This window comes from Psychrobacter okhotskensis, assembly GCF_013248965.1.
GTDB classification, from domain to species: domain Bacteria; phylum Pseudomonadota; class Gammaproteobacteria; order Pseudomonadales; family Moraxellaceae; genus Psychrobacter; species Psychrobacter okhotskensis.
The window spans coordinates 141,183-156,360 of the sequence record NZ_JABRVQ010000004.1 but is presented as its reverse complement, the minus strand read 5'-3'; the positions used below and the strand labels follow the sequence as shown (position 1 = coordinate 156,360).

The following is a 15,178-nucleotide window of genomic DNA, read 5'->3' as shown; positions in this document are numbered from 1 at the left end:
TCGCTTCTCAGTCATTCTTATGACTGGTGGGAGGACGCTGTGCTTTTAGTAATCTACCTGATGAGCGTTGGCTTATTGATTTACTCATGGCGCTACCTTTGAGCAATACTAAAAGATGTAGACGTATCGCTCTATCTTGGTGTCGCCACTTTGGCCATATTACAATATATGGGAGAGAACGCTATTATGTTCCCCCACACTTTGGGTGGCATAGTCGAAGAGTTCGCGGAAACGATTATTTATGTGATCGCGTTGGTTTATTTATGGCGATTTAAATTAAGCGATTTTGAATCATGCCTATTGCGTAAATTAAACTTTGAATTGAGTCATATTAACCAATAGCCCCATAGTGGTGACTCAATAACTGTTAAGTAAATATAGACGTAGCGTTAGGTTGCCACTAGTAATTATCTTAAGCACAATCCTTGTCCATTAGTTTGTTATACTGAGTCTAAGCACGAGGGACGATAACGATTGTAATGGATGGTCTTGATCCTTACATTAAAACCGTAGCTGTGTGTAACTGTTTATCTACATATAGTCAGCTGGTAATGCACCTCGATTTAACTCATTGATAACTATAAAGCGAGCCATTATGAATATATTAATTACAGGTGCATCACGCGGTATCGGTCTGGCCGCTGCCAAAAGATTGGCCACCAAAGGTCACAACGTTGGATTATTTGCAACCAATACAACGACGCTTGAGCAGGCTATCGAAGACAAAGCCTTTAAAAAGGCCGTAAAAAAGAAACGCATCATTATTGGTCAGTTAGATGTCACTCAGCCTGATTCATGGGATGGCGCTATCGAGCAAATGATTAATAACTTTGGCGGCATCGATACGCTGATTAATAATGCGGGTGTGCTGGTTAGCGGAGCATTGCCAAAGACAGCATTAGAAGAGCAATTGTCGCTCATCGACGTCAACTGTAAGGGCGTGCTGATTGGTTGTCATAAGCTAGCGCCTTATTTGGCGGAGAGCAAAGATGGCAAAATCGTCAATGTGTCCTCGGCATCGGCTATCTATGGTCAGCCTGAGGTTGCCACTTATGCGGCCAGTAAGTTTTTTGTACGTGGTCTCACCGAAGGTCTCAATATTGAATATGAGAAACTCGGCATCAAAGTCATTGATGTGATGCCACTCTGGGTCAAGTCCGACATGACCAAAGACATCGAAGTCACCAGTATTGACCGTTTAGGTATTAACTTGACCGTCCATGATGTGGCCAAGACTTTATGCAAATTGAGCACCAGCCCCAACCGTAAGCTAAAAAGTACGCACTACTCTGTTGGTATACCGGCCAAAGTTTTTCAGACTCTCTCGCAGGTCACTCCTGATCCACTTATTCGCTGGATCAATACAAAAGTGGGCGCCCAATAACAGCAGCGCCTATCCGCTATCGTATCTATGAGCGATGATGCTTATCTAATGTAAATCACAATGACGGCTACTCAATATGAGTAGCCGTTTTGCTTGCTGGTCTAATATCAATAGCCTGCTCGATAGATTTATCGATAAAGGTATTATTGTCAATCCGCGTATCTTTGACTGCGCCTGCTGCGCTGTCTTCCCGAATCTCAGAACCAACAATAATAGGTAAGCGGACGTTTGCTGCAAACTTATTGCCCTTAATTAGCGTGCCGTCATCCTCTACGATAATGCCTTGCTCTACCTGCTCAAAACGGTTATTGATAATCTGATTGTCTTTAGCACTGTCCAAATGATAGCTGGCAAATGGCGTTTGCTTCACTAAATAAGCGCCGCATTCAAAACCTTTTAGATTGCGCGACTGCCTTGACGCCACCCAAACACCGACTGGCTCATCTTCAAAGGTATTGTTAACGATAATATTGTCACGGCTCGACTCAGTACGCTTAAAGTGATTGCTCCGCGCCGGATCGTCGGCATGCTCAAAACAATTGCGATAGAGCAATATACTGCCTGCGCCATTATGAATAAATTGATTGTTTTCGATACGATTGTTGCTCGACGAATCAACGGCAATCGCCTCACGATTGGGTTTAAAGGTACGAAAGCCATTACCGACGAAGACAGAGTTTTTAATCACGTTATCACGACTACCAAACTCTAAATAGAGCCCAACGGTGCCTGCGTTGTGGATATGCACTGTATCAAAAGTAATGTTATGCGCATGATCTCCGACGAACATGCCGCTATTAATACTATTGCGACTACTGACATTAATGACGCGGATATTGCTTGGCGCAAGGGTGCGGTTGTCAGCAGGGTTGGTAAAGCCGCGCGCGTAACGCTGATTGGGGTTGCTATATTGGCGAATGTGCAGCGCATGACCATAGCCATCCACATGACAATTGGCCACAGCTATATTATCGATAGCTCTATCTGTTTTCGGCTTAATAGTAATGGCGCTGACCTTTGATGGATCATCAGCCATAGTACTAAGCCGTGCGCCCCGACAGTCGAGTGAACTGTTTGACTCATTGAGCTCAAAGCGTAGCGACTTGCCTGTCAAATCACAGCTGTTACTGAGTGCGCTATGACCTTTTATCACCACCGTCTGCTTGGGTGTTAATTGTGTGCAATCAATCACCGTCGTAGCGGTCGGGAGTTTGCTATCAATCACCAGCGGCTGTTGTACCTTAACCTTTTCTCTAGTGCTATCAGCATTAACGAAAGGCAGTCGTTCGCAAGCCGTCAGACCTACCGTGGTACTGAGCAACGAGGCTGTTATTAACGAGAATGTGATTAAACCCTTCTTACTGGCGACCATTAAGCACCTCTTATTTATGATTCATCTTACATTTTTTGAACATCCTGTCACACCTTACTACTATCAGTCGTCATCATAACGCGTCACACTCAGCGTGATAAGTAAAAACAACCATAGCCATCAATAATAACCATTAATAACAACGAACAAGGAACCCCTTATGGATCATTCAAAAACGCCGTTACCAGAAGAGATGGATCATATCCAAGGTGATACCGACATCAATGATAACAGCCAAGAAGTTGATTTAGACAATCCCATGCTACATACCATCGATAATGATGATGTCATTGATAATAGCGCGGGCTTTGACAATTCGGAAGTCGGCACAGATGCAACGCAAGGATTGACGCCCATGCATCGTCAAAATATCGATGAATCGCGCGTCGATGAAGTATTGGTTCAAGACAATTTAGATGACAGTGATTATCCAGATGCGATGGATATCGCTGATAGAGAAGCCGCTGAACGTAGTAACGATGATGATTTTTAGGATAACTGTTTAGACAAAAAAATACCGAACACGATGTTCGGTATTTTTTTATGGTTTAATAAATACAATCGTTTAAGCCCAACCATCCAAAGTGCCTGCCCAACCTTTGACCAATGGCGCACTAATAGCTTCTAACAAATCTATGTGCGCCTCATCGGCATTCAGCGCTGGAATATAGTGATACTCTTGCCCGCCAGCATGAAGAAAGTTCTCACGGTTCTCAATCGCCAATTCTTCCAACGTTTCTAGACAATCCGCTGAGAACGCTGGACTGAGAATTTGTACTGACTTTACACCTGATTTAGCCCATTCATCGAGTATGACGTCGGTATAAGGCTTAACCCATTCTTGCTTACCAAAGCGTGACTGAAAACTAATAATCCATTCGTCATCTTTTAGACCAAGCTCGTGCGCGACTTGCGCTGCGGTACATTTACAACGTCTAGGATAAGGGTCGCCTTTATCCATATACGGCTGCGGAATACCGTGGAAGCTAAACATCAGCTTGTCAGGTTTGCCATGTACCGCTTGAAAGCGGCGAATACTATCCGCTAATGCTTTTATATATAAAGGATGCGCAAAGTAGTCTTTAACGATCGTAATATTAGGCAAGTTACGCTGCTTTAGCGACCATTTAGTAATGGCATCGTACACTGCACCCGTTGAAGTCGCTGAATACTGTGGAAATACGGGTAACATCACAAAGTGGTCAACGCCTTCGCTACGCAGTTTGTCCATCACATCGGGCAAACCTGGATTGCCATAGCTCATTGCAGAATGGACAGAAACACGAAATGGTGCAACCTGCTCAGCCAAACGCGTATCTAACATCGCCACTTGTTGGTTCAGGATATTGCGCATTGGCGAGTCACCATCCCAAATACTGGCATAAGCTTCTGCCACCCGTTTAGGACGGCTTGGCAACACAAACAGATTTAGGATAATCGCCCACAGGAATTTTGGGATTTCAATCACCCGTGGGTCTGATAAGAATTGTTTGAGGTAGCGACGTACCGCAGGCGCTGTCGGCTCATCAGGCGTACCAAGGTTGACCAATAAAACGGCAATACGTGGGGGCAATTTAGGTTTCATAGAGTATTATTTATTATTAGGTTAATTAAAGAAGAATATGAGGTAAAAGATTATTAAGTCATTATTGAATGACTGCGTTATGAGTGTAGCATTTTATAGATCGATAGCGCGTGGTAAAAGCACACTAATACAATTTGATACGCACTGGATGGTCACTGCGCTCGAAAGACTCAACTCGAAGGTTGTGCTCATCCGCGCATCGCCATACAATAGGCAAGCATATTGCCATCCTATTTTTTTATTGATAATTGATAATTGTCGTCTTGCGAGGTAGCTTTGAACGCACGTCCTGATAGTACCAGTGACCACTCCCCAAAAGATCACGCTCATGTGGATAGCTCAGTCGATACCGTTGGCTCAGTTGGAATCGTCACACCACAGAACTTCCATTTTGCCGAACCCTTGACCTTGGAGTGCAACCGCACCCTGCCCTCATTTGACTTAATGGTAGAGACTTATGGCACTATTAATAGCGACAAATCAAATGCCATATTAATCTGTCATGCCTTGTCCGGCAACCATCACGCAGCAGGTTTGCACAGTGCCGATGATAAAAAGGCCGGCTGGTGGGACAATATGATTGGCCCCAATAAAGCCATCGATACCAACCGCTTTTATGTGGTATGCCTCAATAATATTGGCAGCTGTTTTGGCTCTACTGGTCCAACGACGATTAATCCTGACAGTGTCAATGCAAAACAAGCAGATAACACTAGCGAAGCAGAGGTCTATGGCCCTGACTTTCCGTTGGTTACCATCAAAGACTGGGTAAAAACCCAAGCCATGCTCTCAGATCGCTTGGGCATTGACGTCTGGCATGCCATCGTCGGTGGCTCAATGGGCGGTATGCAAGCACTACAATGGTCGGTCGACTATCCAAATCGTTTAAAACGCTGCGTGGTCATTGCCAGTACGCCCAAACTCTCTGCCCAGAATATTGCCTTTAATGAAGTCGCACGTCAGTCCATATTGTCTGACCCCGACTTTAAGGATGGACGCTATTTACAAGCTGGCACCTACCCTCGTCGCGGACTGATCCTCGCACGTATGGTTGGTCATATCACCTATTTGACCGATGATGCGATGAAGGCTAAATTTGGTCGTGATTTAAAATCTGGCAAATTTATGTATGGCTATGATGTCGAGTTTCAGGTTGAAAGCTATCTTCGCTATCAAGGCGAACGCTTTAGCGAAAATTTCGATGCCAATACTTATTTGCTGATGACCAAAGCTTTGGATTATTTTGATCCAACGCGTGGCTATCTGTCAGGGCAGTCATCAACCCAGTCAACAGCACCATCAGTAGACTCTACAAATCCGTCGGAGTCTGGATCGCTACTTGACGACTCAATCGCGGCGTCTGTCGAAACGACTAAAAATGCGACCAAACAAGCGGCACAGCATGCGCTTGAAGCTACCTTAGCAACTGATAACTTAGCAACTGGCGATGAAACTGACAGCGAAACTCAAACTGACACTGAAAACGATCGTCAGCAAGAATTAGCGGCGCTCAAAGCGGCCTTTGCCCACACTCAGTGTCAGTACTTAGTGGTGTCGTTTACCACCGACTGGCGCTTTGCTCCTGAGCGCTCACAAGAGATTGTCGATGCCTTGATGGCGACTGGCAAACCTGTCAACTATATCAATGTCGATGCGCCACATGGTCATGACTCTTTCTTATTTGATATTCCCCGTTATATGGGCGCCGTTAGAGGATTTTTGACCGCGCCATTTATCACGGACAACCATGCTAAAAACTGCCAGACGAAAAACAGTCGTCAGCAAACAGGAGTGCGCTCATGAGAATGGATCATCAACTGGCCGAGCGCTGGATTGCCCCGCAGTCACATGTGCTGGACTTAGGCTGTGGCAATGGTGAGCTCCTTGCACACTTGCAGCAACATCGCGGCGTCACTGGCTATGGGCTTGAGATTGACGAAGAAAAAATCAATGATGGTATCGCCAAAGGTTTGTCTATCATTGAACAAGACCTGAATGACGGCCTTGCGCGCTTCGCTGATAATAGCTTCGATACCGTGGTCATGGCACGTGCCCTGCAAGCGGTGAAAGCGCCTGATGTGCTCTTGCTCGATATGCTGCGAGTTGCCCGCGAAGCAGTCATCACCTTCCCTAACTTTGCCCATTGGCAAAACCGACTTCATCTAGGGCTTAAAGGCATGATGCCCGTTTCAGAAGCGCTGCCTTATGAATGGTATAACACGCCAAATATTCATCTATGTACCTTTAAAGACTTTGAGCAGCTTTGTGCCAAGTATGACATCCATATCATCAACCGCTTTGCCGTTAGTGATTCGGAAAAAGGTCACACACCGCTCATGAAAGCCTTGATACGCCAAGCGCCAAATCTGCTGGCAGACGTCGCTATTTACCGTGTGACCAAACAAAAACCAGCACAATAATACCTACAACAATAAGGGTTTACGCCCCTTTGAAATTATCTAAAAATAGACATTACGCACGTTTTTAGACCTTAATACATTGTTAACTCTTTATTATCTCTTAGTAACTCTATGATTTTATTAAGGACACTAAGGTAGTGATGAGGATTAAATCGTGTAATTAGTATTTGAGTTTCGTAAGTTTGGGTGTTAAGCTAGCGAAATAGTGTCAGTCACACCTCTATTTTAACCGTTTATCGGTCTGACTAAAGGTAACGGCTATACTCAACAACTATTTAAATTGCTAATAATTAGGTAAGTTCATATCGCAAGATTTCACCTAATTGTTATCACCGTCTAACTGTCTTTAGCGAGACAATGTTTAGCGGTACAACTCTTTTTGCTTATTAACTGCCTAATTTTGGAGCTGCTATGAAATTATTAAAAGCTGCGTTGTTCACTGCCTTGTTTTCTTGTGCTGGCCTTGCCAACGCTGAGTTAATATCAAACGTGCCACTTGATACCTCACGTTTTGAGCTAATGCCTGTCAGTGAATTGTCTAATCGTGCTGCCCAAGGCAACGATCACGCTCAGTTTTACTTAGCCAAACGTTTGCAAAAAGGTGAAGGGATTGCCCAAAACACTCAGCAAGCGATCCAGTGGTATACCAAAGCGGCTCAACAAGGTGTTGCCCCTGCTCAGTTGAATCTTGCCATCATGTACTTGCGCGGTGAAGGTGTCCAACCAAACCTACAACAAGCTCGTGTTTGGCTAGAAAAAGCGGCAATGCGCGGCGATAACCGTGCCAGCTATACGCTTGCCTTGCTAGATGAAAAGCAAAAGAACCTAGTTGATGCTTATAAATGGTACGATTTGGCTGCCCGTGACGGCATGCTTGATGAAAAAGTACGTAACAAAGCACGCGGTAAAATCGGTCAGTTAGCATTGAACTTATCAAGCTCAGACATCGCTAGCGCTCGTAGTAAAGCGGATACTTGGTTTCAGAGTAAATAAGTCTAACGCTATTTATTTTAGCGAATAAAAAATCCAGCCTTTGAGCTGGATTTTTTGTGTTTAGAGAATGATAAATGCTGACATTAACTGGCTTCGATAATGGCAATCTCAGCATCGGTTAAGTCATATAGCTTATAGACCATTTGATCTATCTCACGGTCGGTACGTTCAATTTCTGCTATCAATTGCTTTGCTTTAGTCTGTTCGGCTAAAAAATACTCTTCCCACTCAGCTTCATCGCCCAAGCTCATTTTAATTTTCTTTTTGCCTAGCTCTTTGATGAACTCTGCGTACGTTAGCTCATGCCAATTTTCTAGCTTTTTACTGAGTTTGTCGATATCAAATTTACGCTGCAAGGTGCGAACAAACTTACCAGTTGAGTTCTGCAACTGCTCGTTTAACGATAACATTAGATCGGCTTTTTGAGAAAAATATTTAGCATTATCAGGCAGTTTAGGTAATGGAAAAGGATATAAATAATTTGTTTTAAAAGTGAAGTAACCCCCACGTAAAACATAGCCAGTATTAGACAGGAAAAACCATAATATTTTTGAATTTAAAACTGAGAGATAAAACTTATATGCCAAATCAGACGGCTTATCTAAAATAAAAGAATAGCACTTAGTATTATGATACATAGACCCAACATCAAAACTCATATTACAACCCAAAGATATCTCTGGAGTAATAATTTTAGACTGTTCCACCTCGTTTATACCTTGCTTTCTACCAAATAAGTACCATTGATTTGGTTCATTAAAACGACCTTTTTCGCGTCCTCTTAACGCTACTTCATTGGCTTTAAGATATTGATAGCCCAAAGGGAAGTTTTGGGCTACTTCATTTTCAGTCATTGATTTTGCTTTACCATCAGAGTCAATACTATATGGAAATAAGACAAAGTTTTCATTTATTAGAGATTTATATCTTGCTACGTCCTGTCCTTTTAACAAAGGTTTCATGAGACCTGCTTCAATCTCAACCTCACAGCCTAAAGATTTTGAATAGCCTTTAACTAAATTACCTTCAATATGACCATCAATCAGAAAAATCTTATCTGCACTGGTTTGTAATCCAACAAATATTTTGGAAAATACATCTTTTGCGGTTAAGGGTTGTTTATGTAATTTTTCAAATAAATTAATTTCAGTATCAGATAATAAATTCCATTTCTCATGAGTCAATTCGTCATAAGACAAACTTGTCCACTCAATCATTTCTTGGATTTTTTGTGGGTTGATAAAGCTAAATTGTAGCTCATTTTTTGACATTTTATTAAGCGTTAAAATGCAAGTATAAGTCGTTACTTCAAAGACTAGATGTTCCTCAAAGTGTAATAAACTTGCAACAAGCTTGTTTTCTGCCAGTAATCTACGGACGCCTTCTCCAAACTCAGAAATAAGGAACTTATGCGGTAAAATAAGTGAAACTTGTCCAGTCTCTTTAATTAAATCTAAAGAGCGTTCAATAAATAAAACATAAATATCATAATTCCCCATCGCAGATTCAAATTGCTTTTCATAATAGCTAACCATTTCAGGATAAGCACTTTGAAGTCCTTGAATGCGTAAATAAGGCGGATTACCAATCACCACATCGAATCCACCTTTTGCAAAGACTTGTGGGAATGCCGTTTGCCAATTAAAAGCTTTATCGCCTGCGACTTCTACATCATCAATCAGTGAGTTACCGCATTGGATATTATCATTGAGATTATTCAGCTTACGTCGTGGCTGCGCTGTGCGTAACCATAGTGACAGCTTGGCAATCTCGACGCTTTCTTCATTAATATCGACCCCGAACAAGTTGTTTTCTAAAATACTGTTTTCGATATCAGGGTAAGCCAGACCGCTACCAAATAGCTTAGTCTCTAGCTCAACGATATACTCATGCTCAGCGATTAAGAAGTTTAGCGCCTCATTCAAGAACGCCCCACTCCCTACCGCAGGGTCACAAATCGTGATTTGTAATAGCCAGTCTCGATACGCATTTAATCTATCTAGAGCTACCTTTTCTTCTTCGATTCTCTTATCTGTTTTTTTTCGTTTTTTACCGCTTTTATTAATAGTAATATCTTGCTCATAATCTTCGTCATTCAATGCTAACGCTAACTTTTTGTCTTCACAAAGCTTGCCGACTGTGTTTTCGACGATATATTTGGTGATGTACTTTGGCGTGTAAAACACGCCATCTTTTTTGCGCTTGGTTTGCGCTTTGTCCACCACCTCGCCTGCAAGCACTGCTTTTACTTCATCTAGCTCAGTTAGGGAGTTCTCAAAAATATGCCCCAGAATATTGACATCGACTTCACTGGCAAAGTTATACTCTGATAGGATAAGAATATGACTGCGTAGTAGCTCATCGCTAATGATCACTTTATCGAGCAATTCATCGGGGCGGAACAGACCACCATTGTAAGCAAATATCTCGCAGTGCTCGTCCTTATAACCGTTATCTAAGAATGAAAAATACTGTTTAACTTGATCGTACAGCGGCTCGTTTCTTTTGAGAGCTTTGAGCTGTTCCCACTCACTAATGATACCTTTGGCAAAGTTGGCAGGCAGCAGATGACTGTCTTCGGCGAAGAAGATAAATAACAGTCGGTCGAGTAACTTCTGCGATTTTTGGAATAGTATCAACGCATCAATGTCAGGATTCTTGGCGGTTAAATCAGCGAACAGCTCACGCTTAAAGACAGAATAATCTCGATATAGCTGTTTAGTAATCGCTTCTTCTTGCGACAGTGATTCAGACTTAATCTTGGCAGGCAAATCTGCCATGACCCCATCGCGATGCAGTAATAGATATAACAGTGCAAATTTGTCTTGGGTCATAGTAAATAAATCAAACTCTATAAATTCGACCGCATTATCAATATACAGGCGTAGCTTTTGAAAGTTAGAGGTGATGACGTAGCGACATTGGGGCTGATTGTTTTTATAGCCAAAAGCTTGTTGCTCGATTTTGCTAAGGTCAGTGGTATTCATACCTTTTAGCTCGACCACTCCGATGGCGTGACCGTCTTTGAGTATCGCGCCGTCTGCTTTTTTGCTGCTGGTTTGGTTTTTGAATTCAGTGGTAAGGTCATAGTTAGGATTGGGGTTTAAGGTATAGCCAAACACATCGACGAATAAGTCGCGCAAAAATCCTTCTTGATACTGTTCTTCTTTACTTAGGCGAATATTATCTTGCTTTGATAGGTTTAAAAAACAATGGCTATAAGTCTGCCATGCTGTCTCTAGCTGGGTGTTATCAAGTTCGCGGACATATTTTTCGATGACGATAGATTGAAACAGAGACATACAAGCGCCTTTACAATGAAATAAATAGAAAAAAATGATGAGCAAACGCCTACTATAGCAAGCTCTACTCATCGTATAAACGCCTAAAAGCTATAATCGTTCAGATAAATTAATGAATAAGTCGTGTATGCCTGTAACGATGCCATCAGCTATTAAACGATTCAAAACCTTAGCAAAATTTGCTATACTACGCGCGCATTTATCAATTCCACAATTAGATAGGTGTTATCGTCTCTTTTTAAACTAAATTTTTAATCCATCATTGCACTAGGTTTGCGACCTAGCCAGCAGGAGAAAAACATGAGTACTATTCAAGACAAAAATATAGATAGCAATGTCCAAAACAGTAATCTGACTGACAACAAGTCAGCACCTGCTTACGATAGCGTCACCAATAACATCGTCGTTGCTGCCCTTTATAAGTTCACGCGCTTTGCAGATTTTGAGCAATATCGTGAGCCGATTTTAAATACCATGATTGAGAATGAGGTCAAAGGTACTTTGTTAATCGCTGCTGAAGGCATTAATGGCACGATTTCTGGTAGCCGCCAAGGTATCGATAATGTCCTAGATTATTTGCGTGGCATCGAAGCGATCGGCAGCTTTACTTTTAAAGAATCTTACACCGATACCCAGCCTTTTTATCGCACGAAGGTTAAGCTGAAAAAAGAAATTGTGACAATGGGCGTAGAAAATATCGATCCTTTGCAATCGGTCGGCCGCTATGTAAAACCAAGCGAGTGGAATGCGCTTATCTCAGATCCTGAGGTTATTTTGATTGATACGCGTAACGATTATGAAGTGCAAATTGGTACGTTTCAAAATGCAGTCAATCCGAATACCGAAACGTTTCGCGAGTTTCCAGAATACGTCGCAAAAGAGCTTGACCCCGCTAAGCATAAAAAAGTTGCGATGTTCTGTACCGGTGGTATCCGCTGTGAGAAGTCTACAGCCTATTTGCGCGAGCAAGGCTTTGAAGAGGTTTATCATCTAGAAGGCGGCATCCTAAAATATCTCGAAGAAGTGCCCGTCAGCGACTCTATGTGGCAAGGTGATTGCTTCGTCTTTGACAATCGGGTTTCGGTCAATCATAACTTAGAAAAAGGCAGCTATGAGCAATGCTTCGCTTGTCGTATGCCCATTACGCAAGATGACATGCAAAGTGCGGCTTATATCAAAGGCGAATCTTGCCCGCATTGTATCGATAAAGCCACTGACGAGCAAAAAGCGCGATTCCGTGAGCGCGAGCATCAAATGCAGCTGGCGAAAAAGCGCGGCGAAGCGCATATTGGTAGCGATGTGATGGACGTTATAGAAAAGCGTAAAGCGGCAAAGATTGAAGCGCGAAAGCAGCAAGAAAACGCTAAATCTAAACAATAGAAATCAGCAAACACTTAACGACACTAGCGTCTATTAGAAATGCGGATTTATTGAAAATGAGGGTTAAAAGAAGGGACCAACAGCGTATCTTCTTTTAACCCTTTTTTTATACCGCTGGATAAACCACTTGGTCTTGACTATTTAGCTCAGCTCCTGGTGTTGGTTTGGCAAGATCTAAGCGACCAACGCCCATGATATGATCCACCCTATGGCCTCTCAGAAGTAAATAATCGGTAATGATACGCCGATGGCAACGCCACCATACTGCTTCAGAACACATCAGGGTCAGACGCTGTTTTTTTCCCAGTTGCATGAGTTGGTCGAGAGCGGCTTGAAAAGTATCACTCAACGCATAATCTGCATAGTTATGAAAAGCTTGCACGCGCCATAAATCATTTATCTGCTCATCGACCTGCCTTTGTTTTGGACGTCGCCCGCCAAGGTCGGTGCAGTGCTGATAACTGATACCAACTTGACTGAGCGCTTGTGGAAAAGTATCGATATTAAAAACAGGATTGGTACGAGAACGAGGAAAGCTGCGCACATCGATGAGCAATTCGATATCAGCCGCTTGAAGCATCTCAATCAGCTCATCAAGACTACGGGTCGAATGTCCAATCGTATAAAATGTGGTGGTCATAAGTTAAGCCGTTATCGTATTGTCACATTGTGGTTTTAAGTTTTATGGTTGTCGTCTTATTTTGCATGGCTTTATTTTGTATGGTTTTATTTTGCATGCTCTTGTCTTAAATGGTTTTGTCTTAAATGGTTCAATGGTTTTGCTCATTCAATATTAACCAGTCTCAACCTGCTCACTCATTAGGACTTTTGTAGGACAATCGTGGTCGAAGGTCGCTAACGCAGTAAAATCAAACAAAGCAATCTAGACCCTATACTTATAACGATACCCAACATAAAAAAATAGCAGACAACCACCAAGGTCATCTGCTATTTCGCTTAACTTACTTTAAGACGTGTTTTTATACCATCAGTATACCGTCAGTCTGAAACGTTATGAGTAATCTATTAGAACAAAATACGGACGCGAATGGTTTCTTCAACGTCTTTTAGCTGATCCAGCGCCGCGCTTGAGTCGTTGTAATCTACGTCCATGACCAAATAACCAACATCGCCTTCGGTCATTAAGCTCTGTGCCAAGATATTGATGTGCGCCTCAGCGAACAGACGGTTAATCTGTGAGAGGACGCCAGGTACGTTTTTGTGAATATGTAACAGACGATGTGAGCCTTCTTTAAACGGAATAGAGACTTCTGGGAAGTTCACTGCCGTGAGGGTATCACCTTGATCTGAATATCGAACGAATTTTTCTGCGACTTCTAGACCGATGTTGGCTTGTGCTTCTTGCGTTGAGCCGCCGATATGTGGCGTCAAAATCACGTTATCGAATTTACGTAGCGGTGATTCAAACTCTTGGTCAGCAGATTTTGGCTCTTTTGGGAATACGTCAATCGCCGCGCCCAAGATTTTGCCAGATTCTAATACCGCTGCTAGATCATCAATCTCGACACAAGTACCCCGTGCCGCATTGATAAAGTAGCTACCGTCTTTCATATGCGCAAATTGCTCAGCTTTCATCATATAGCGGGTGCTTGGCACATCAGGAACATGCAAGGTCACGATATCAGCGGTCGACAGTAATTCTTCTAAGCTGCCGACTTGTACGGCGTTACCCAATGGCAATTTGGTCACCACGTCATGATAAATGACCTTCATACCGAAACTTTCTGCTAACACAGACAACTGTGAGCCGATAGAGCCATAGCCGACGATACCCATGGTCTTGCCACGTACTTCATGCGAGTTGGTCGCAGACTTGCCCCAGCCGCCGCGATGTACGGTGGCATTTTTTTCAGGAATGCCGCGATACAGCATGATGGTTTCGGCCAATACCAACTCAGCCACCGAACGAGTATTCGAATACGGCGCGTTAAAGACGGGAATACCCAGTTCACGAGCCGCTTCCAAGTCTACTTGGTTGGTACCGATACAGAAGCAACCAATACCAATCAGCTTGTGCGCATGCTCCAGTACTTCACGCGTCAGTTGGGTGCGTGAGCGAATACCGATGAAGTGAGCGTCTTTGATCTTTTCGATCAGCTCTTCTTTATCTAACGCATGACTGATATTCTCGATGTTTTGATAACCAGCATCTGTCAATATTTTTAAGGCATTGTCGTGTAGACCTTCAAGCAATAAAAAGCGGATTTTGTCTTTTTGTAGTGATAACGCCATATGAGAACTGTCCTATAATTGTCTTATAAAATTATCTGAAGGATAATCTATAGTCGAAGCAGTTTAAAGTGGGTACAAGGCAACCGAGCGCAAATAGTACAACTTAGTACATTTAGAGAGGTTAACGCCGTAACCATTTACAAGTGCTTTGACTATACGATGGATGAAACGAAAACAGTCCGGATATCTTACACAAAATTCGACGTCGATGTTAGCAGATTAGATGAATTATTGGATATCAAGCCTGAAAACTTTTTATGCTATAGTGAACTATTATGTTCAATGTTTATTAAACTGTCTTTTTAACTATTTATGCCATGTATGCGCGCGCAAATATTTCATTATATAATAAGCATATCCATGAATACTAAAGGCCACATTCACGAACAACCACCACATTCATGAATACTAAAAACCATATTCTCGACCTTCTTATTATATAAACACAGTTATAGCCGCTTCGTTATATCAATTTAGCGATATAATAAT

11 protein-coding genes are annotated in these 15,178 nt (G+C 42.5%); 6 read left to right on the top strand and 5 right to left on the bottom strand.

From position 1 onward, the window contains the following. Positions 1-595: 595 nt before the first annotated feature. Entirely contained in the window at positions 596-1,384 is a 789-nt protein-coding gene (locus tag HQR03_RS03760; protein ID WP_101210607.1) for an SDR family NAD(P)-dependent oxidoreductase, read from the top strand. A 67-nt stretch (positions 1,385-1,451) separates the two neighbouring features. Here the strand turns inward: HQR03_RS03760 and HQR03_RS03755 are convergent, their stop codons facing one another. After that, a complete protein-coding gene (locus HQR03_RS03755; RefSeq protein WP_173239192.1) occupies positions 1,452-2,756 on the bottom strand; it encodes a right-handed parallel beta-helix repeat-containing protein in 1,305 nt (434 codons plus the stop codon). Between the two features lie 160 nt (positions 2,757-2,916). On the opposite strand from HQR03_RS03755, the gene HQR03_RS03750 reads away from it, so the two are divergent. Continuing rightward, a complete protein-coding gene (locus HQR03_RS03750) occupies positions 2,917-3,249 on the top strand; it encodes a hypothetical protein (RefSeq protein WP_173239191.1) in 333 nt (110 codons plus the stop codon). A 72-nt stretch (positions 3,250-3,321) separates the two neighbouring features. Here the strand turns inward: HQR03_RS03750 and hemH are convergent, their stop codons facing one another. Then, positions 3,322-4,341: a ferrochelatase gene (gene hemH / locus HQR03_RS03745; RefSeq protein ID WP_101210610.1), complete on the bottom strand. Its 1,020-nt coding sequence runs from the start codon at positions 4,339-4,341 to the stop codon at positions 3,322-3,324. A gap of 330 nt (positions 4,342-4,671) precedes the next feature. On the opposite strand from hemH, the gene metX reads away from it, so the two are divergent. The 3 genes from metX (at position 4,672) to HQR03_RS03730 (ending at position 7,754) form a co-directional block, all read left to right on the top strand. Further along, entirely contained in the window at positions 4,672-6,144 is a 1,473-nt protein-coding gene (metX, locus tag HQR03_RS03740) for a homoserine O-acetyltransferase MetX (RefSeq protein ID WP_173239208.1), read from the top strand. Beyond that, on the top strand, positions 6,141-6,761 hold the full coding sequence (gene metW / locus HQR03_RS03735; RefSeq protein ID WP_025650943.1) for a methionine biosynthesis protein MetW: 621 nt from the start codon (positions 6,141-6,143) through the stop codon (positions 6,759-6,761). Before metX ends, metW begins: the two co-directional genes overlap by 4 nt. A gap of 411 nt (positions 6,762-7,172) precedes the next feature. Further along, entirely contained in the window at positions 7,173-7,754 is a 582-nt protein-coding gene (locus HQR03_RS03730; RefSeq protein ID WP_101210612.1) for a tetratricopeptide repeat protein, read from the top strand. 83 nt (positions 7,755-7,837) lie between these two features. Here the strand turns inward: HQR03_RS03730 and HQR03_RS03725 are convergent, their stop codons facing one another. Continuing rightward, entirely contained in the window at positions 7,838-11,056 is a 3,219-nt protein-coding gene (locus tag HQR03_RS03725; RefSeq protein WP_173239190.1) for an Eco57I restriction-modification methylase domain-containing protein, read from the bottom strand. 300 nt (positions 11,057-11,356) lie between these two features. On the opposite strand from HQR03_RS03725, the gene trhO reads away from it, so the two are divergent. Further along, the gene (gene trhO / locus HQR03_RS03720) at positions 11,357-12,436 is read left to right on the top strand and encodes an oxygen-dependent tRNA uridine(34) hydroxylase TrhO (protein ID WP_244951971.1); all 1,080 of its coding nucleotides are present in this window, start codon (positions 11,357-11,359) and stop codon (positions 12,434-12,436) included. Between the two features lie 106 nt (positions 12,437-12,542). Here the strand turns inward: trhO and HQR03_RS03715 are convergent, their stop codons facing one another. Beyond that, positions 12,543-13,076: a DUF488 domain-containing protein gene (locus HQR03_RS03715; RefSeq protein WP_101211827.1), complete on the bottom strand. Its 534-nt coding sequence runs from the start codon at positions 13,074-13,076 to the stop codon at positions 12,543-12,545. 386 nt (positions 13,077-13,462) lie between these two features. After that, positions 13,463-14,689 (bottom strand): phosphoglycerate dehydrogenase, encoded by a 1,227-nt coding sequence (serA, locus tag HQR03_RS03710; protein ID WP_025650938.1) that lies wholly within the window; start codon positions 14,687-14,689, stop codon positions 13,463-13,465. Positions 14,690-15,178 lie beyond the last annotated feature (489 nt).